At 63.2% G+C, this 19,016-nt stretch carries 13 protein-coding genes; 9 read left to right on the plus strand and 4 right to left on the minus strand.

Going from position 1 to position 19,016, the window contains the following annotated elements; all coding sequences use genetic code 11:
* Positions 1 to 58 precede the first annotated feature (58 nt).
* Positions 59 to 736: an ATP-binding cassette domain-containing protein gene (locus HX805_RS31830; protein ID WP_003208280.1), complete on the plus strand. Its 678-nt coding sequence runs from the start codon at positions 59 to 61 to the stop codon at positions 734 to 736.
* Positions 733 to 1,527 carry an iron export ABC transporter permease subunit FetB gene (gene fetB, locus HX805_RS31835; protein ID WP_177070331.1) on the plus strand — a complete coding sequence of 265 codons (795 nt, stop codon included), beginning with the start codon at positions 733 to 735 and terminating at the stop codon, positions 1,525 to 1,527. Before HX805_RS31830 ends, fetB begins: the two co-directional genes overlap by 4 nt.
* Positions 1,528 to 1,588: 61 nt before the next feature.
* Here the strand turns inward: fetB and HX805_RS31840 are convergent, their stop codons facing one another.
* A complete protein-coding gene (locus HX805_RS31840; RefSeq protein WP_177117643.1) occupies positions 1,589 to 2,635 on the minus strand; it encodes an L-idonate 5-dehydrogenase in 1,047 nt (348 codons plus the stop codon).
* A 13-nt stretch (positions 2,636 to 2,648) separates the two neighbouring features.
* Positions 2,649 to 3,422 carry a glucose 1-dehydrogenase gene (locus HX805_RS31845; protein WP_087692542.1) on the minus strand — a complete coding sequence of 258 codons (774 nt, stop codon included), beginning with the start codon at positions 3,420 to 3,422 and terminating at the stop codon, positions 2,649 to 2,651.
* Between the two features lie 191 nt (positions 3,423 to 3,613).
* On the opposite strand from HX805_RS31845, the gene HX805_RS31850 reads away from it, so the two are divergent.
* The 6 genes from HX805_RS31850 (at position 3,614) to HX805_RS31875 (ending at position 9,657) form a co-directional block, all read left to right on the plus strand.
* A complete protein-coding gene (locus tag HX805_RS31850) occupies positions 3,614 to 4,486 on the plus strand; it encodes a LysR family transcriptional regulator (RefSeq protein ID WP_177117644.1) in 873 nt (290 codons plus the stop codon).
* Positions 4,487 to 4,611: 125 nt separating this feature from the next.
* Positions 4,612 to 5,232 (plus strand): glutathione S-transferase family protein, encoded by a 621-nt coding sequence (locus HX805_RS31855; RefSeq protein WP_102605957.1) that lies wholly within the window; start codon positions 4,612 to 4,614, stop codon positions 5,230 to 5,232.
* 166 nt (positions 5,233 to 5,398) lie between these two features.
* The gene (locus HX805_RS31860) at positions 5,399 to 6,316 is read left to right on the plus strand and encodes a LysR family transcriptional regulator (RefSeq protein WP_003208270.1); all 918 of its coding nucleotides are present in this window, start codon (positions 5,399 to 5,401) and stop codon (positions 6,314 to 6,316) included.
* Positions 6,316 to 7,215 carry a LysR family transcriptional regulator gene (locus HX805_RS31865; protein ID WP_177117645.1) on the plus strand — a complete coding sequence of 300 codons (900 nt, stop codon included), beginning with the start codon at positions 6,316 to 6,318 and terminating at the stop codon, positions 7,213 to 7,215. The genes HX805_RS31860 and HX805_RS31865 overlap by 1 nt, the downstream gene beginning before the upstream one ends.
* A gap of 2 nt (positions 7,216 to 7,217) precedes the next feature.
* Complete coding sequence (locus HX805_RS31870) at positions 7,218 to 8,183, plus strand: pyridoxamine 5'-phosphate oxidase family protein (protein ID WP_177117646.1); 966 nt, start codon at positions 7,218 to 7,220, stop codon at positions 8,181 to 8,183.
* A gap of 133 nt (positions 8,184 to 8,316) precedes the next feature.
* Complete coding sequence (locus tag HX805_RS31875) at positions 8,317 to 9,657, plus strand: sorbosone dehydrogenase family protein (protein WP_177117647.1); 1,341 nt, start codon at positions 8,317 to 8,319, stop codon at positions 9,655 to 9,657.
* A 159-nt stretch (positions 9,658 to 9,816) separates the two neighbouring features.
* Here HX805_RS31875 and HX805_RS31880 read toward each other — a convergent pair whose 3' ends face one another.
* The gene (locus tag HX805_RS31880; RefSeq protein WP_256348454.1) at positions 9,817 to 11,304 is read right to left on the minus strand and encodes an efflux transporter outer membrane subunit; all 1,488 of its coding nucleotides are present in this window, start codon (positions 11,302 to 11,304) and stop codon (positions 9,817 to 9,819) included.
* A complete protein-coding gene (locus HX805_RS31885) occupies positions 11,304 to 12,098 on the minus strand; it encodes a helix-turn-helix transcriptional regulator (protein WP_008430236.1) in 795 nt (264 codons plus the stop codon). The genes HX805_RS31880 and HX805_RS31885 overlap by 1 nt, the downstream gene beginning before the upstream one ends.
* Positions 12,099 to 12,584: 486 nt before the next feature.
* Between HX805_RS31885 and HX805_RS31890 the strand changes: the two genes are divergently transcribed.
* Positions 12,585 to 18,866 (plus strand): non-ribosomal peptide synthetase, encoded by a 6,282-nt coding sequence (locus tag HX805_RS31890; RefSeq protein ID WP_177117648.1) that lies wholly within the window; start codon positions 12,585 to 12,587, stop codon positions 18,864 to 18,866.
* The last annotated feature ends 150 nt before the right edge of the window (positions 18,867 to 19,016 follow it).

Raw genomic sequence — 19,016 nt, forward strand, 5'->3', positions numbered from 1 at the left:
GGGGGACGTGCCCTGTCTTACCATTGCGTCTGAATCAGGAACAAGGATCATCAACGCCATGAGCGTATTAGTCGAAACCCGGGCGCTCACGCGGATGGACGAGCGCCGCCAGCTGCAACTGCTGCAGCCCACGAACTTCCAGCTGCACCGCGCCGACCGCCTATCCATCACCGGTTCATCGGGCTCCGGCAAAAGTGTATTCCTTCGGGCACTCGCCTTGCTCGACGCGCCGACCTCAGGGGATATCCTCTGGAACGGGCAGCCCATCGCCAACGCGCAAGTCCCGCAGTATCGCAGTCGCATCAGCTACCTCTCCCAACGCCCGGCGCTGATCGAAGGCACGGTGGAAGACAACTTGCGTTTCCCCTACAGCCTCAAAGCCTTGCATCACCTGAGTTTCGACCCGCAGGCGGTCAAGGCGCTGCTGGCCCACGCGGGCAAGGAATCGGGTTTTCTGGCAAAAAATGCCGGGGATTTATCCGGTGGTGAGTCCCAGGTGGTGTCACTGATCCGTACCCTGCAACTCAATCCCGATGTGTTGTTGCTGGACGAACCTACCGCCGCTCTCGACCCGGCATCGTCCGGGGAGGTCGAGGCGTTGATCAGTGCCTGGGCCGAAGCGGATAGCGCTCACGCCTATATCTGGGTGTCCCACGACCTTGAGCAGGCGCAACGCATGAGCACCACCCATTTGCATATGGACGCCGGCGTGCTGACGGGGGCCGTGCAGCCATGAATTATCACGACCTCACGGCACTGGACATGGCCATCGCCTCCTCGCTGATCCTGATCAACGGTGCGCTGTCGCTGTTGTTGCGGCTGGGGCTGGAGCGTCAGCTGTTCTGGGCGGCTGTGCGCACGGTGGTGCAGTTGTTGGCGATCGGTTACCTGCTGGGCTGGGTCTTTGAATTTGCCTACTGGTATGTGGTGCTGCCGCTGATGTGCCTGATGACTCTGATCGCCGGGCTCTCGGCTGCCGGGCGTGGGAAGCGGACCTATGCGGGGCAGCGGGCCGACAGCATTGTGTCGGTGTGGGGCAGTTCTTGGTTGGTGACGGCTGTTGGCCTGTTCGCGATTATCCGGATTCACCCGTGGTACGAGCCGCAGTATGCGATTCCGATCCTTGGGATGATTCTGGGTAATACGCTTACCGGGGTGTCTCTGGGGATTGAGCGTATGACTCAGGAGCTGACCTCCGGTCGCAATACCATCGAGATGATTCTGGCCCTCGGTGGTTCACGCTGGGAGGCGGCGCAGGATGCGATTCGCCAGGCTGTGCGGGCCGGGATGATTCCGACGTTGAACCAGATGACGGTGGTGGGGATTGTGAGCTTGCCGGGGATGATGACTGGCCAGGTGCTGGCCGGGGAAAGTCCGGTGGACGCGGTGCGTTATCAGATTGTGATTATGTTTTTGATCGCTGCGTCGTCGGCGTTGGGCACCGTAGGTGCAGTGTTGCTGACCTACCGTCGACTGTTTTCAGCCAGCCATCGTTTCCTGCGGTTCAGGCTCGAAGAGCGGGTGTAGCGCAGGCGCTATCGGATCCCCAAAATGCACCGCAACCCTGTGGGAGCTGTCGAGGTCCGGTTCAATCACCCACACCAAAATCCAGCAACACCTTCATCGCCTGGCTCTTGTCCGCCGCCAGTTCAAACGCCTGCACCGCCTCGCTGAACGGCACGGTGTGGGAGATCACCGGACGCACATCAATCACCTGGCGATTGAGCAAATCCACCGCCTGGGCAAACTCCGAATGGAAGCGGAAGGTGCCCCGCAAGTCGATCTCCCTGCTCACCAGCATATTCAACGGCAGCGAGACCTCGCCACCCAGACCGACCGTCACCAGCACGCTGCGCGGGGCCATGCACTCCAGGCCGTTGCGCAGGGCCTGGGCGCTGCCGGAGACTTCGAACATCACGTCGAAGTAGCCTTTTTCGGCGGTATACCGCTTCAACGCGTCGGCGTCTTCCGCCAGGTTATGAGTACGGCTGGCGCCCATTTTTTCGGCGCAGGCCAAGGGCCCGGCGGACAGGTCCACCGCAACAATTTCCCCCGCGCCCGCTGCCCGCAGGCTACCGATCAACAGGTTGCCGATGGGCCCGCACCCGGTGACCAATACCCGTTTGCCGAACACCACCCCGGCACGCTGGATGGCATGCAAACCCACAGACAACGGTTCAGCCATTGCACCCTCGGCAAGGCTCACATGATCGGCCAGCAGATGCGCCTGGTGCGTTTCGATCACCAGGCTTTGTTGAAACGCACCCTGCACGTGAGGGAAGGGCATCGCGCTGCCGTAGAAACGCATGTTCAGGCAATGGTTCGGCAGCCCTTGATGGCAATAATGGCAACCCCCGCAAGGCCGCGACGGCGAGACCGACAAGCGTTGGCCAATCTTGAACGGCCCGTCTTCACGGCCTACCGCCTCGATCACCGCCGATACTTCGTGGCCGAGCACCATCGGCTCGCGCAACCGCACGGTGCCGAAGCCGCCGCGCTGGTAGTAATGCAGGTCCGAGCCGCAAATTCCGCCCCGGGCAATGCGCACCCGCAGTTGGTCGGGCGTCAGTGCCTGGGGTTCGGTTTGCGGTTCTACCCGCAGGTCTTTCGAGGCATGGCAGACAATCGCGTGCATGAAATTCTCCAGGTTACAGCGAGGCGGTGATGCCACCGTCCACGTACAGGATATGACCGTTGACGAAACTTGCCGCGTCGCTGGCAAGGAATACCGCAGCGCCCGCCAGTTCGGCGACGTCACCCCAGCGCCGGCTCGGTGTGCGCTGCACCAGCCAGTCGCTGAATTCGGGGTTGGCCACCAGGTTGGCGTTCAGTTCGGTCTTGAAATAGCCGGGGCCGATGCCATTCACCGTCAGCCCGTGGGGGCCCCAGTCGATGGCCATGCCTTTTGTGAGCATTTTCAACGCGCCTTTGCTGGCGGCATACGGGGCGATGCCCGGGCGCCCCAGTTCGCTTTGCACCGAGCAGATATTGATGATGCGCCCCCGCTTGCGCGGGATCATCGCTCGGGCCACGGCCTGGCCGACCAGGAAGGCGCTGTCCAGGTTGGTGCTCATCAACTCGCGCCAGTGGGTTTCGCTGTAGTCCTCCAGCGGCCCGCGGCGTTGCATGCCCGCGTTGTTGACGAGGATGTCCAGCGGGCCCAGGCGCTCTTCGATCTCCGCCACGGCGGCCAACACCGCCGCGCCGTCGGTGACATCGAACGCCTGGGTGTGCACCTCCAGGCCTTCCGCCGCCAGCAACGCGGCACTGTCACGCAAGGTGCTGCGGTTGCGCCCGTTGAGCACTACCCGTGCGCCAGCCTGGGCCAGGCCACGGGCGATGGCCAGGCCGATGCCGGCGCTGGAGCCGGTGATCAAGGCCAGGCGGCCGTCGAGGCGGAAACTGTCTAAAACACGCTGCATGGGGCGATCTCCGAAGACTGAGACAGGTGATCAACACTATCAATCCGAGTGCGGGGCGCCGCTCTCATTGTTATACGTCAAACCCTGTCATATCGTGCATCACGGGCCTTACTTCAGCGCAGCCCGGGCCCGGCGTCCAATTTTCATTTGTGATGGGGTGATCAATAATCGTGATAACCGGAGCCAACCTGATGGAACTCAAGCACCTGCGCGCCTTTGTCGTGCTCGCCCAGGAACTGCATTTCGGCCGGGCGGCCGCGCAGTTGTCGATCGTGCAACCGGCGCTGAGCATGCAGATCAAACTGCTCGAAAGCGGCCTGGGCGTGCGCCTGCTCGACCGCAACCGGCACTCGGTCACACTGACGGAAACCGGGCGGGTGTTTCTGCCGGAAGCCCTCGCCACCCTGCACCAGGCTGCCCGCGCCGCCGATGCCGCCCGGGCTTCGAACCGCGGGGAGATCGGCCGGGTGCGCCTGGGGTTTGTCTCGTCGGTATTGCCGCAATTGCTGCCCGGGTTGATTCGTGCGGTGCACCAGCGCTACCCGCGAATTGAACTGGAGCTCAAGGACATGCCCGGCCCGGATCAGGCGGCTGCGTTGAAAAACGGCCAGCTGGATTTCGGCCTGATGCGTTTGCCGGCGGCCTATCCCGGCGTGCAGACCCTTGAGGTGCTGCAGGAAAGCTTCGTGGTCGCCTTGCCCGGCGAGCATCCGTTGGCGACCCAGGAAACCATTCAGCCGACGGACTTGCTCAAGGTGCCGGTGTTCATCCTGGCCCGGCGTTATGCACCGGGTTTCTACGATGAATTCGTGCAGGCGATGGGCGTGCCGCTGGAGATCGCCTCCGAACTCGGCGAGTTCACCACCATGCTGGCGCTGGTCTCGGCCGGGCTGGGTGTGGGTGTGTTGCCGCTGCAGGCAGCCCGGGCGCTGCCGGCCAATTGCGTGTCCAGGCACCTGGCGTTGGGGGCGTTCCGGGCCAGGACCGGCCTGGCGTGGACCGAGCTCGACAGCCCGGTGAAAACCACCCTGTTCAACCTGATCGACGAGTTGTTTGGCGATTGATTGTTTCATCCGGTGAAATGCTGGATTGTAAAAACTGGCTATTCTGCTGTGTGCCGTAGCGGTGGAACATAAGCGTCATCGACCCGATCACCGGGTCGAGTCCCTGGCACATCGCGGAGCCCGTCATGATCAAACTGTACCGTTACCCCTTGTCTGGCCATTCCCACCGGGTTGAGTTGATGCTGTCGCTGCTGGGCGTGCCCGCTGAGCGGGTGCACGTCGATCTGAAGCAAGGCGCGCACAAAACCCCTGAGTTCCTGGCCACCCTCAACAGCTTCGGCCAGGTGCCGGTGATCGATGATAACGGCGTGGTGCTGGCGGACTCCAACGCGATCCTGGTGTACCTCGCCGGCCAATATGGCACCGCCCAGTGGCTGCCGACCGAGCCTTTGGCCCAGGCCCGTGTGCAGCGTTGGCTCTCGGCTGCGGCAGGACCACTGCACACCGGGCCGGCTGCGGCGCGATTGATCACTGTGTTCGGTGCCGCGCTGGATGCAGAGGCGACCATCAGCCGCTCCCACGCATTCCTCAAAGTGGTAGAGCACCAGTTGGAGCAGAGCCGTTTTCTCACCGGTGACCTGCCGACAATTGCCGATATCGCGCACTACACCTACATCGCCCATGCGCCGGAGGGGAATGTCGCACTGGACGACTATCCGCAGGTTCGCGCCTGGCTGGACAGCATCGAGGCGCTGCCGGGGTTTGTGGGTATGCAACGCACCGCTGTGGGCCTGGCGAAGGTTTGAAGATTTTGTGGCGAGGGAGCTTGCTCCCGCTGGACCGGGCTGGCGCTCCAGTGCGCAGCGCTCCCAGGATTTTGGGGCCGCTACGCAGCCCGGCGGGAGCAAGCTCCCTCGCCACCACAGCTGCGAAGCCACTGGGCTGGTGTACTCCATTCGATTAAGGGGACTCATGGACCGTTTCCAGGAAATGCAGATTTTCCTCGCCGTCGCCGAAGAACAGGGCTTTGCCGCGGCGGCCCGGCGCCTGAACATCTCGCCCCCCAGCGTGACCCGCGCGATTGCCGCGATGGAGGCGCGTATTGGCACCCAGTTGCTTTCGCGCACCACCCGCAGCCTGCACCTGAGCGAGGCCGGCCAGCGTTACCTGGACGATTGCCGGCGCATCCTCGCGGAGTTGACTGAGGCCGAAGAAGCGGCAGCAGGCAGCTTCTCGATCCCGTGGGGGCACCTGACGGTCACCGCGCCGGTGTTGTTCGGCGAGTTGTTCGTCGCGCCAATCCTGGGGGAGTACCTGGACCTGTTTGCCCAGGTCAGCATCAACGCCTTGCTGGTGGACCGTGTGGTCAACATGACCGATGAAGGCGTCGATGTGGCCGTGCGCATCGGGCATTTGCAGGAACCCGGCCAGCAGGCGATCAAGGTCGGCGAGGTGCGTCGCGTAGTGTGCGCGGCGCCGGCTTACCTTGAGCGGCACCGGCCACTGCACCCCGGGCAACTGCGTGAGGCGAAGATTGTCACGTCGTCTTCCAGCCAGTTGGTCAGCGAATGGCAGTTCAGGGAAGGCGGCCAGCCGTTGAGCGTGGCCGTTGAGCCGCGCCTGGTAGTCACCGCCAACAACGCGGCGATCAACCTCGCGCGCCTGGGCTGGGGCGTCACACGGGTGTTGTCTTATCAGGTGGCCAGCGATGTGCGTGCAGGCGCACTGGAGATCATCCTGCAAGACTTCGAACCGCCGGCCTTGCCGATCCATGTGGTATTCCAGAACAACGCCCGGGTACCGGCGAAGGTCAACACGTTCGTGGATTTTCTGGTCAGCCGGCTGGGGCAGGATGCTGCGCTCAACCCATCGATGCAGCGGCCGGCCTGATGGACCGCTATCGCGACATGCAGATCTTCCAGGCGCTGTCCCGGCAGCCGAGCCTGGCCGCGGCAGCCCGCTGCCTGGGAATCTCGGGACCCACTGTGATCCGCGCGATTGACCGGCTGGAGGTGCGCTTGCGCGTGCCATTGGTACAGCGCAGCACCCGGGGCATTCGCCTCACCGAAGCCGGGGCGACGTTCATGGCCGACTGTTCGCGGATCCTTGACGGCGTGAGCGCCGCCGAAGCGTCTGCCCAGGGTGCGCACGCGCAGGCCGAGGGAAACCTGCGGGTGTTTTTTCCGTTGCTGTTCAGCCGTTATGTGATGGCGCCGCTGTTGGCCGGCTACCTGGAGCGCTATCCCGGAGTCCGCCTGTTTGCCCATTACCACGATCATTATCCGAACCTGAATGAAGACGGCCTGGACGTGGCAGTCCTGGTGGGGGAACTGCCCGGTTCATCCCTGATTGCCCGGCCCGTGGGCCATGTGCGCAACATCGTCTGCGCCAGCCCCGGCTATCTGCAAAGCCATGGCGAACCGATGCAACCGGAGGCGCTCAAGGAGCATCGGCTGGTCGCCAGCCAGGCGTATTCGAATTGGGTGCAGTGGGATTTCCAGGGCGCCAGCATCAAGGCCCGGGCGCGTCTCGGTTGCACCACGGTGCAGGGCGCGATCAATGCGGCGGTGCAGGGCGCAGGGTTGATCCGGTGCTTGAGCTACCCGGTGCACGAGCACCTGGCGACCGGGCAACTGTGTCGAGTATTGCAGGCCCATGAACCGCCGCCGCTGCCGGTGCATGTGGTCTACCGCGAAGGGCGCAACGCTTCGATGCGGGTGCGCAGTTTTGTCGATTTCAGCGTGGCGGCATTGCGTGAACATCCGGCGTTTCATTCACCGAGGGCTTGATCATGAATCACCAGGACGCGTCCCCCGTTTCGCCATGGCATGCCGGCGAGCGGCAGTTGCAGCAAAGTGCCGGCGTGGCCGAGCGCATGGAGGTGATCGGCGCGAAGGTGATACGGGATCACTTGCCGGAGCAGCATCGGGCTTTTTATGAGTTGTTGCCCTATCTGGTCGTGGGGGCCGTGGATGAGCAGGGGCTGCCCTGGGCCACGCTGCTGGAGGGCACGCCGGGGTTTGCGTATTCGCCGGACCCCTACAGCTTGCGTATCGACAGCCTGCCTGCGGAGAGTGACCCCGCCGGGAGCGGGCTGCAACAAGGCGCGTCGGTCGGGCTGTTGGGCATTGACCTGAATACGCGGCGGCGTAATCGCATGAACGGGGTTATCGGGGCTGCCGGCGTCGACGGTTTTACCGTGGCGGTGGTGCACACGTTTGGAAATTGCCCGAAGTACATCCAGTTGCGTGCGGTGGACCCGGGCGCCCGGGGGCAGCGCGCTGCGGGAGGTATTGTGCGGCGCGCGAACTCGCTCGATGACGCTGACCGGGCGCTGATTCGCAGCGCTGATACGTTTTTCGTCGCCAGCTATGTGGACCTGGAAGGAGATGCGGCCAAGCGTTCGGTGGACGTTTCACACCGAGGCGGCAACAGTGGGTTTGTGCGGTTGGAGGGAGAGGTGCTGACGATTCCCGATTTTACCGGCAACTCGTTTTTCAACACCTTGGGCAATGTGCAGGTCAACCCGGTTGCGGGCTTGCTGTTTGTGGATTTTGCTACGGGTGATGTGTTGCAGGTGGCCGGGCGGGCCGAGGTGATTCTTGAAGGAGATGAACTGGCCACGTTCGAGGGGGCTGAGCGGTTGTGGAAGGTGACCGTGGAACACGTGGTCCGAAGGGATGCGGCGCTGGCGCTGCGTTGGCAGTTCGAGGGGTTTTCTCCCTACAGCCTGGCGTTGGGGCCGTGGAAAGCCTGAGAGTGCTGCCGAGCCACTCGTGCGACTGAGTTAAAACTCAATTGCGCGGTAGGCGGTGTTTGGTGTCGGGGAATGACGCGATACTCCGTCGGGTTTTTGCCTGCCCAATAAAGGGCTGTCCCGAGGTTTCCCAATGAATGCACCAAGCCGCCTTGCGCTGCTGATCACCGCCACGGCTGCCCTCAGCGCCTGTGGTGATTCCTCCAAACTGCCGTTTCAGGCCGGTGTGGGGCCAAGCCCGCAACTGCCCGAACCCACTGCATCACTGATCCCGACACTCAAGGTTTCCAAGGCTGTCGGCTGGCCCGGTAATGCCCTGCCAACGGCGCCCGATGGGTTCACGGTAACGGCGTTGGCCGCGGACCTTGACCATCCGCGCTGGGTGTACACCTTGCCCAATGGCGACGTGCTGGTAGCCGAGAGTAACCATCCGCCCATGCCTGAAGGTGCCACGGACGGCGGCACGGGTTTGCTCGCCTGGGCGCGTCGTACCGCGATGGGGTTTGTGATGGGGCGGGTCGGTGCCGATACGCCGAGCGCCGACCGGATCACGCTGCTGCGGGACGCCGACGGTGATGGGCGTGCCGAGGTGAAGAGTGAGTTTCTCGGTGGGCTGACGTCGCCGTTTGGCATGGCGTTGGTGGGGGATGAGTTGTATATCGGCAATGCCGATGCGGTGGTCAAGGTGCCTTATGTTCGGGGCCAGACTCACATCGATGCCGTGCCGGTGAAGGTCACTGATCTGCCGGCCGGGATCAATCATCACTGGACCAAAAACGTCCTGGCCAATCCTGAGGGTACCAAGCTTTATGTGACCGTCGGGTCCAACAGCAATGTGGGTGAGAATGGGCTTGAGGCCGAGGAAGGGCGTGCTGCGATCTGGGAGTTGGATCTTGCCAGTGGGCAGAAGCGTCTGTTCGCCAGTGGGTTGCGCAATCCCAATGGGCTGGCGTGGAAACCCGGCTCTACGCAGTTGTGGACGGTGGTCAACGAGCGCGACGAGATCGGCAGCGATCTGGTGCCGGATTACCTGACGTCGGTGCGGGACGGCGCGTTCTACGGTTGGCCGTGGAGTTATTACGGGGCTCACGTTGACAGCCGGGTGCAGCCGCCGCGTCCGGACAAGGTCGCCCAGGCGATTGCACCGGACTACGCGCTGGGGACTCACGTTGCGCCGTTGGGCCTGACGTTTTCCGATGCGCGGGGGATGCCAGCGGTGTTTGCCGATGGGGTATTTGTGGGGGAGCATGGATCCTGGAACCGTAATCCGCAGGCGGGGTACAAGGTGGTGTTTATTCCGTTCCGGGACGGAAAGCCGTCGGGTGTGCCTGTTGATTTCCTGACTGGGTTTTTAAATGGTGATGGAGAGGCTCAGGGGCGTCCGGTGGGTGTAGCGTTGGACGGGCAGGGCGCGTTGCTGGTGGCGGATGATGTGGGGAACAAGGTGTGGCGGGTGGCACGGGTAAGGCCTTAGGGTTTTGCTCTTACAGCGGCTCACGGTCCACTGTAGGAGCTGGCTTGCCGGCGATGGCATCAACTGGGTGTACCTGATGCACCGAGGTGTCTGCATCGCCGGCAAGCCAGCTCCTACAGCAAAGCGGCTTTGCNNAGGCCGCCGTGCTCTTGCTTTTGCTTACTTTGGGGGGGTTCCAAAGTGAGCCGCTGTAAGAGCGGAACCATCAGCCGCCGTGACCGAAGAAACGGATATGCCCCCACCCCCATCCCCACCCCCAGCAGAATCACCCTCCCACCCCCCACCCAACGCCGTATACAAATTCACTTCCGCCACCAACTGCGCCAACCGATCAACAATCAACGCCTGCTGCGAACTGAACAACGACCGCTGCGCATCCAGAAACACCAGATTACTGTCCACCCCACTGCGATACCGGTGCTGAGCCAGGTCGTAATACGTCTGGTTGGCCCGAACAAAATCCCGCTGCGCCGCCAGTTGCTCGTTATACGTTTGCCGCGCCGCCAGCCCGTCCGAGACTTCCTGGAACGCGGTCTGAATCGACTTCTCATACTGCGCGACATAAATGTTCTTCTGAATCTTCGCGTAATCCAGGCTGGCCCGCAGGCTGCCCGCATTGAAGATCGGCAGATTGATCTGCGGCTGGAACCCCCAACTCCCCGAGCCCCCCTGGAACAATCCCGACAGATCCTTACTCGAGGTGCCCGCGTTGGCCGTCAGCGTAACCGAAGGAAAAAACGCCGCCCGCGCCGCGCCAATATTCGCGTTGGCCGCCTGAAGCTGATACTCGGCCTGCACAATATCCGGCCGCCGTTGCAGCAGGTCCGACGGCAACCCGGCCGGCACCCGGGCTACCAGGTCGTCGGACAGCGGCTGTACCGGCAAAGAATCCGGCACCGGCCCACCCACCAGCAACGCCAGGCTGTTGAGGTCCTGGGCTACCTGCCGCTGGTAGCGCGCAATGCTTGCCCGGGTGCTTTCGACGCTGGTCCGGGCCTGGATCACATCGATCGACGTCGCCTTGCCCGCCGTTTTACTGCGCGACGTCAGGCGCAGGCTGTGCTCGTCCGAGGCCAGCGTCTGCCGGGCCAGGGCCAGCAGTTCCTGGTCGGCGCGCCAGGTCAGGTAAGCGTTGGCGACGTTGGCCACCAGGCTCAGTTGCGCGCTGCGCCGAGCTTCTTCAGTGGCCAGGTATTGCAGCATCGCCTGCTCACTGAGGCTGCGTACGCGGCCGAAAAAATCCAGCTCGTAGGCGCTGACGCCCAATGTCGCCGAATAGGTAGAGGTGATCGCAGACTTGCCGGTGGTAGTGGCGCGGCGCGGGACTTTCTGGCGGTTTTCGGCACCCGTGGCAGACACCGCCGGGAACAGGTCGGCACGCTGGATGCGGTACTGCGCCTGGAACGCTTCGACATTCAGCGCCGCCACCCGCAGGTCACGGTTATTCACCAGGGCCTGGCCAATCAACTGCCGCATCACCGGGTCACGGAACAACTGTTGCCAGTCAGGCCCGGAGGCCGATGGCCCCACCCGGTCCGCGTTATACACCGGGAAGTGCGCCGGGGTCGGTGCCTCGGGCCGCTGATAGTCCGGGATCAACGAACACCCGCCAAGCACACACGCCACGCCGAGCATCAGTTTTTTCATCACGCGCCAACCATCCATTTGGCCAGGCCATGCCGGCCACTCACGCCCAGTTTGGCCGCCGCGCGCTTGAGGTAGGTTTCGATGGAGCTGTTTTTCACGCTGAGTTTCTCGGCCATCTGCGGTACGGTTCCGCCGGTCAACAACCCCAGGCAAACCTCCTGTTCCCGCGCCGATAAGGTGATGTCACTGAGTGACAGGCGTTTATAGAATTCGCGCTGCAATTGCGACTGCTCCAACGGAGTTTTAGAGGGCTCGGGCGCTACCGGCGGGGCCTGTCGATTGATCTGCGCGTGGCGCTCGATCAACGGCAGCAAGGTTTCCGAAAGGCTCTTGAGAAACGACAACTGCGCCAGGGAAAAGGCGCGTTGGGTGTGGGGCCGGTAGAACGAAATCACGCAGCGCCGATTGGCCTGGCGCGATACCAGGTTGCACTGATGGGAGGTGCCGCGGGTGTGGGTGCTGTCGGCCTTGGCATTCATCTGGATCAACAGCGGGTCGTTCATGCCGAGCATTTTTTTCAGCAGCGGATGATCGTCGCGGTGATGCAGGGTGCGCGGTGGCGGCAGGTCCTGCTTCAACCCGTCGCTGCCAAGTAACTTGATATCGAGCACGCAGGCCTGGTGCTCGTCGAGGGTCCATTCACTGAGGTCCACCAAGTGAACCGGTACCAGCTTGTTGACCAGTTGCAGCATGTTCGCTGCGAAGTGTTCAGTGCCGGTGCTTGAAATCAACTCTCCCAACTCGAAATAAAAATGCGGATTTTCCATATTCCGAATACTGCTGGTCAGACTCATAGCCATCTCATCCTTGATGTCGAAAACCGTCAACGGTTGCCCTTACGTGTGCAGGCCTCCCGTTCTCCTTGAACCTGGGTCGGTGCTCGAGGCTTCATTTAGCCACGTGGATTTGTCCTACGTATGTAGCGGAAACGAGGGACACAACCTGCCATAAAAAGCGCGCCATTATTTCGTCATTTCCGACAGGGATATAGGCTGAAGCTGCAGGGTAAAAGGATTTTAGAGTTTGTTAACTAGTTGATATAAAACATATTTACTCAATTTTCTCGACATGCCCGGCTATATGGCATCGGCCAGATGTAGCCAATCTCCTACATCCATTTAATCGTTTCAGCACTGAACCATCAGCCAACCCCGGCGCGGTACCCGGGCTGTCCGGGTTTCGGGTGACATACGGCCCTCCGGGGCGATGCTTAAATCCCGTTGATTTCGCCTCAATGGGGCGTTGTGCGCCTTATCGACACCTCACATGAGAAGGATCTTATGACGTATTTCCCCCTGACCGCCGCCCAGCGGGATATCTGGCTCGACCAACTGCGCCTCGGTGACTCGCCGCTGTACAACATCGGGGGTTATATCGAACTCACGGGCACCGTGAATCCCGCATTGATCCAGCGAGCCATCGAGCACCTGGTGGCCAAGCACGACGCATTGCGTACGGTGTTGCAAGTGGCGGCCGATGGCTTGCCACGGCAGGCGTTTGCCGAGGCCATGGCGGTATCGGTGCCGCAGCATGACGTCTCGCGCCAGCCGGATCCCCGCGCGGCCGCCGAGGCCTTGTTGCAGGCGCAGATGGCGCGAACCTATGCGCTGGTCGACGAGCCGTTGTTCCGCTTCTTCCTGGTCAAGCTCGATGACCAGCATTACCGCCTCGGCACCCAGGCTCACCACCTGATTCTCGATGGCTGGGGCTTTGGCCAGATGCTGCAATCCCTTGCCGGGATCTACAGCGCCCTGGAGCAGGGCCGACAACCGGACCTGTCGGCGCCGTCCTATATCGACTTCATCGACAACGATGAACGCTATCGCGAGTCGGCCCGTTACGCCCGGGACCGCAGCTACTGGCTGGACAAATACCAGGCGCTGCCAGAGCCGCTGCTGACGCGCCGTTACCAGGCCAAGGGCGATGCGCCGAGCAACACCCTGGTAGCACCGTTTCCGGCGGCGCTGCTCAATCGCATGGCGCGGGCGGCGAACCATTACCAGGCGTCGGCGTTCCATGTGTTATTGGCGGCGATGTACCTGTACTTCAGCCGCACCGGCCAGCGCCTGGAGTGGGTGGTGGGGCTGCCGATACTCAACCGTTCCAATGCACGCTTTCGTTCGACCCTGGGGCTGTTCACCCAGGTCAGTGCCGTGCGCTTGCAGTTCAGCGACGACCTGCCTTTCAGCGCCCTGGTGCGTGGCGTGCGCGACCAGCTCCAGCAGGATTTCCGACATCAACGTTTCCCGCTGAGCGAGATGAATCGCGAGCTGGGTTTGCTGCGCGCCGACCGCGGCCAACTGTTCGACCTGTCGGTGTCCTATGAGCAGGACGACCATGAATTTCGCTACGGCCAGGCATCGGCCCGGGCGATCAAGGTGTCCAACCACCATGAGCCGTTGCCGCTGGCGATTCACTTGCGCAGCAATCGCTACCACGACACGGCGTGCCTGCACTGCGTCTACAACGAGGCGTATTTCCAGGCACACGAGGTGCAGGCCCTGGCCGATCGCCTGGTGTATGTGCTGGAGCAGGGGCTGGAAAACACCGCGCTGCCCCTGGCTGACTTCTCGCTGATAACGCCCGAGGAAACCGCGCAGTTGCAACGCTGGAACGCCACCGCCCAGGCCTATCCCGCAGCGCAAACCCTGCATGGGCGCGTCGAGGCCCAGGCCGCGGTGACCCCGCATGCGGTGGCGGCGGTGTATCAGGGGCAGCGATTGACGTATGACCAATTGAATCAACGGGCCAATGCCCTGGCGCGGCAGCTATTGGTGCTCGGGGTAAAGCCCGACGACCGTGTGGCGATCGTCGCCCGGCGCGGCCTGGAGACGCTGGTGGGCTTGCTGGGGATTCTCAAGTCCGGCGCCTGTTATGTCCCGGTGGACCCGGCCCATCCTGCCGAGCGCCTGCACTACCTGCTCGATGACAGCGCGCCGGTGGCGGTGCTGACGCAGACGGATTTGCTCGAGCGTCTACCGGTATTGAGCGTGCCGGTCATCAATCTGGACCACGCCACGGCGCAGTTGGCGCGCAACCCGCAAGTGGCGATGACACCCGCCAACCTCGCTTATGTGATCTACACCTCGGGCTCCACCGGCCTGCCCAAGGGCGTGATGGTGGAGCACCACACCGTGGCCAACCTGGTGGACTGGCATTGCCAGGCCTTCGATTTGCACGCGGGCAGCCATACCGCCAGCGTTGCCGGTTTCGGGTTTGACGCCATGGCCTGGGAGGTCTGGCCAGCGCTGTGCGTGGGCGCGACCTTGCACTTGCCGCCGGCCCACGACGGCGCCGAAGACATCGACGCGCTGCTGGCCTGGTGGCGCGCGCAACCGCTGGACGTATGCTTCCTGCCCACGCCGGTGGCCGAGTATGCGTTCAGCCAGAATATCGAACACCCGACTTTGCGCACGCTGCTGATCGGTGGCGACCGCCTGCGCCAGTTCAACCAGGCGCGCAGTTTCGCGGTGATCAACAACTACGGTCCCACTGAAGCCACCGTGGTTGCCACCTCGGGCCTCGTTGAGGCCGGGCAGGCGCTGCACATCGGCAAACCCATCGCGAATGCCGCGGTCTACCTGCTGGATGAGCAACAGCGGCCGGTGCCCATCGGTACTGCAGGCGAGTTGTACGTCGGCGGGAAAGGCGTGGCGCGGGGCTATTTGAACCGCCCGGACATGACCGCAGAGCGCTTCCTTGATGACCCATTCAACCCAGGCCGCATGTACCGCACCGGCGACCTGGCGCGTTGGCTGCCGGATGGGAATATTGAATATTTGGGCCGCAACGACGACCAGGTAAAAATTCGCGGCGTGCGTATCGAGTCGGGGGAAATCGAGTCCGCCCTGGCAGGTTATGAAGGGGTCACCGAAGCGGTGGTGCTGGTACGCGAGGGGCAGCTATTGGCCTGGTTCACCGAGCACGCGCCGGTAGCGATTGAAGCGCTTCGCGCCCATCTTAAATCACGCTTGCCGGATTACATGGTGCCGCAGGCCTACGTAAAGCTGGACGCGCTGCCCCTGACGGCCAACGGCAAACTCGACCGCAAGGCCTTGCCGGCACCCGGTGCCGATGCATTTATCAGTCGAATTTACGAAGCCCCCGAAGGGCCTACGGAAATCGCCCTGGCGCAGATCTGGGCCGATGTGCTGCACGTCGAGCGGGTGGGGCGGCATGACCATTTCTTCGAGTTGGGCGGCCATTCGCTGTTGGCGGTCCAGTTGGTGCAGCACATGCGCCAGGCCGGGTTGCAGGCCGACGTGCAGGTGCTGTTCGGCCAGCCGACCCTGGCCGCACTGGCGGCAGCGGTCGGCCAGGGCACCGAGCTTGAGGTGCCGGCCAACCGTGTTCCGGCAGGTTGCCAATTGATTACTCCGGACCTGCTGGCGCTGGCCGAACTGGACCCGCCGACGATAGAACGCATCGTCGCCGCGATCCCCGGCGGCGCCGCCAATGTGCAGGAGATCTACCCGCTGGCGCCGTTGCAGGAAGGCCTGCTGTATCACCACATCACCGACGAGCGCGATCCGTACCAGCAACACGCGATGTTCAGCTTTGCCCGCCGTGAACAGCTGGAAGCGTTCGCCCAGGCGCTGCAACAGGTGATTGACCGCCATGACATCCTGCGCACCAGCCTGGCGTGGGATGCCCTCGAACAACCGATGCAAGTGGTGTGGCGCAAGGTGATTCTGGACGTGCAACCGGTGGCCCTCCAGGGGGACTCAATTCTCGAACAACTGCGCGAACGCCAGCGGCCACTGGACTTGCGCAAGGCGCCGCTGATGGCCCTGGATTACGCCGAAGACCGGCAGAACCGCCGTTGGGTGGGCATGCTGCGTTTCCATCATCTGGTGAACGACGCCACTTCCACGCAAGTACTGATGGCGGAAATCCAGGCTCATCTGCTTGGCCAGCAACAGCAATTGCCGGCGCCGGTGCCCTATCGCAACGTGGTCGCCCAGGCCCGGTCGGCGGAACGCCAGGCCGGGCACGAAGCGTTCTTTCGCGAGCGGCTGGCGGATGTCGACGAGCCGACCCTGGCCTTCGGTTTACAGGAACGTCAGGCGGATCGCCGTGACACCGAGGAAGCCGACGTGCTGCTTCCCGACGCACTCGGCCAGTTGTTGCGCGAGCAGGCCCGCACCTTGGGTGTCAGCGCGGCGAGCCTGTTTCATCTGGCGTGGGCCCAGGTACTGGGTCGCGTCTCGGGCCGTGACGATGTGGTGTTCGGTACGGTTCTGCTGGGACGCCTGCAGGCCGGTGAGGGCGCGGACCGTGCCCTGGGCATGTTCATCAACACCTTGCCACTGCGGGTACGCCTGGCCGGGGTGACGGTGCGCGAGGCGATCAGGCAGACGCAGCAGCAACTCAGCGCCTTGCTCGCCCACGAGCAAGCGTCCCTGGCGTTGGCCCAGCGTTGCAGCGGCGTCACACCGCTGTTCAACAGCCTGCTGAATTACCGGCATGTCTCGGTCGAGGCACTCGAGGTGCTGCAGCCCGGCATCGAATTGCTGAGCAGCGAAGACATCCTCAGCTACCCACTGATGCTGACGGTGGACGACCTGGCCAGCGGTTTCCGGCTCAAGGCCAAGGCGCCCCGCAAGGTCGGTGCCCAGCGCCTGCTGGACTACCTTGGCACGGTGCTGGCGGGATTGGTGGAGACGCCCGAGGCGCCGCTGTTCGATGTGCAGGTGCTGCCCGCGACCGAACTGCAACAGCAACTGGTGGACTTCAACGCCAGCGAAACCGACTACCCCGTGGACCAGACCGTCCACGCCTTGTTCGAAGCCCATGCCCGGCACACACCTCACGCGATGGCGGTGCAGGCCGGTGAGCAGCAACTGACTTACCGCCAGCTCAACGAGCGCGCCAACCGCCTGGCCTATCACCTGCGCGAGCGCGGCGTGCAGCCGGATTCGCGGGTCGCCTTGTGTGTCGAGCGCGGGTTGGACCTGGTGGTGGGCTTGCTGGCCATCCTCAAGGCGGGGGGCGCCTATGTACCGTTGGACCCGGGCTACCCTCGCGAGCGTCTCGCCTACATGCTGCAAGACAGCGCGCCGGTCGCCTTGCTGGTACACGGCGCGACCCGGGATTTGCCGGGGGAGGTGTCGATACCGGTGATCGACCTCGACCACGGCGCCTGGCAGCAGGCGCCTGAAGGCAACCCGCGAGTGCCGGGGCTGAGCGTGCGCAACCTGGCGTACGTGATGTACACCTCCGGCTCCACCGGCACGCCCAAGGGCGTGATGATCGAGCATCGGGGCCTGGGCAACCTGATGCACTGGGGCTCGCAACTGTGCCCGAATGCCGAGGGTGGCGCGTTGTTGCAGCGGGCGCCGTTCAGTTTTGACGGTTCGGTGTGGGAGCTGTTCTGGCCGCTGACCAATGGCATGCGCCTGGTCCTGGCGCGTCCCGATGGGCACCGTGAACCGGCGTACCTGGCGCAGGTGATTCGTGAGCAACAGGTCAGCGTGATCAAGTTTGTGCCGGCGATGTTGCAGCAGTTTCTGGAGCTGGAGGAGTCTGCGCTTTGTACCAGCCTTACCGACGTTTTATGTGGTGGTGGGGAGCTGACAGAGGCCTTGGCCCGTTGGGTTCAGGCGCGATTGCCCAAGGTGCGCTTGCATAACGTCTACGGACCGACCGAGGCGACGGTGGACAGCAGTGCCTGGACGCTGGAGCCGGGTGCGCCGGTGCCGGGGTTGCAGTTGCCGATTGGGCGGGCCATCAGTAATACCCGGCTTTACGTATTGGATGAGCATGATCGGCCGGTGCCGCTGGGGTGCAGTGGGCAGTTGCATATCGGCGGGGTGGGCGTGGCTCGCGGGTATCTGGGGTTGGAGCAGATGACGGCGGAGCGGTTTATCGATAGCCCGTTTGTGGCGGGGGATCGGTTGTATCGCACGGGGGATCTGGTGCGGTACTTGCCGGACGGGAACCTGGAGTTTCTGGGGCGCAATGACTTTCAGGTGAAGCTGCGCGGGGTTCGGCTGGAGCTGGGGGAGGTTGAGGCGCGGTTGGCGGCGCATCCTGCATTGCGCGAGGTGGCGGCGTTGATTCGGGATGAGCGGTTGGTGGCGTATTTCACCGTTCGTGATGCGGTGCCGGGGCTTGAGGCGTTGCGCAGTTACATGGTGGAGGGGTTGCCTGAGTACATGGTGCCTTCGGCGTTTGTGCGGGTGGAGGTGTGGCCGCTTAATCCGGCGGGGAAGCTGGATCGCAAGGGGTTGCCGGAGCCTGGGGTGGAGGCGGTGTTGAGTCGCGCCTATGAACCGCCTCAGGGGGAGGTGGAGACGGTGATTGCTGGGGTTTGGGCGCAGGTGCTGAAGCTGGATCGGGTGGGGCGTCAGGATCATTTCTTTGAGTTGGGGGGGCATTCGTTGTTGGCCGTGGGGGTGGTGGCGCGGCTGCGTAAGGCGGGGTTGGAGGTGGATGCCCGGTCGTTGTTCAGTCAGCCGACGGTGGTGGGGTTGGCGGGGGTGGTTGGGAAGCGGGTGGAGCGGGTGGAGGTGGTGCCTGCTTTGGGGATTCCGCAGTTGGGGCGTAGACGTAGGATTTGAGTGGTGGTGTGGTGTGTATATCCGTTATTTAGGTAACGGCCACCTATGGTTCCGCTCTTACAGCGGCTCACTTTGGAAAAGCCCCAAAGTAAGCAAAGGGCTCTGCCCCGCCTGTCGGCGCCTCGCTGGGGCTCGGCGTTCCCTCACTCC

It is taken from the genome of Pseudomonas sp. G5001 (genome assembly GCF_013385475.1).
Classification (GTDB): domain Bacteria; phylum Pseudomonadota; class Gammaproteobacteria; order Pseudomonadales; family Pseudomonadaceae; genus Aquipseudomonas.

Bases quoted from the DNA above. Each gene is read 5' to 3' on its own strand.
- HX805_RS31830 (WP_003208280.1), top strand. From the start codon at position 59: ATGAGCGTATTAGTCGAAACCCGGGCGCTCACGCGGATGGACGAGCGC.
- fetB (WP_177070331.1), top strand. From the start codon at position 733: ATGAATTATCACGACCTCACGGCACTGGACATGGCCATCGCCTCCTCG.
- HX805_RS31840 (WP_177117643.1), bottom strand. From the start codon at position 2,635: ATGCACGCGATTGTCTGCCATGCCTCGAAAGACCTGCGGGTAGAACCG.
- HX805_RS31845 (WP_087692542.1), bottom strand. From the start codon at position 3,422: ATGCAGCGTGTTTTAGACAGTTTCCGCCTCGACGGCCGCCTGGCCTTG.
- HX805_RS31850 (WP_177117644.1), top strand. From the start codon at position 3,614: ATGGAACTCAAGCACCTGCGCGCCTTTGTCGTGCTCGCCCAGGAACTG.
- HX805_RS31855 (WP_102605957.1), top strand. From the start codon at position 4,612: ATGATCAAACTGTACCGTTACCCCTTGTCTGGCCATTCCCACCGGGTT.
- HX805_RS31860 (WP_003208270.1), top strand. From the start codon at position 5,399: ATGGACCGTTTCCAGGAAATGCAGATTTTCCTCGCCGTCGCCGAAGAA.
- HX805_RS31865 (WP_177117645.1), top strand. From the start codon at position 6,316: ATGGACCGCTATCGCGACATGCAGATCTTCCAGGCGCTGTCCCGGCAG.
- HX805_RS31870 (WP_177117646.1), top strand. From the start codon at position 7,218: ATGAATCACCAGGACGCGTCCCCCGTTTCGCCATGGCATGCCGGCGAG.
- HX805_RS31875 (WP_177117647.1), top strand. From the start codon at position 8,317: ATGAATGCACCAAGCCGCCTTGCGCTGCTGATCACCGCCACGGCTGCC.
- HX805_RS31880 (WP_256348454.1), bottom strand. From the start codon at position 11,304: ATGAAAAAACTGATGCTCGGCGTGGCGTGTGTGCTTGGCGGGTGTTCG.
- HX805_RS31885 (WP_008430236.1), bottom strand. From the start codon at position 12,098: ATGAGTCTGACCAGCAGTATTCGGAATATGGAAAATCCGCATTTTTAT.
- HX805_RS31890 (WP_177117648.1), top strand. From the start codon at position 12,585: ATGACGTATTTCCCCCTGACCGCCGCCCAGCGGGATATCTGGCTCGAC.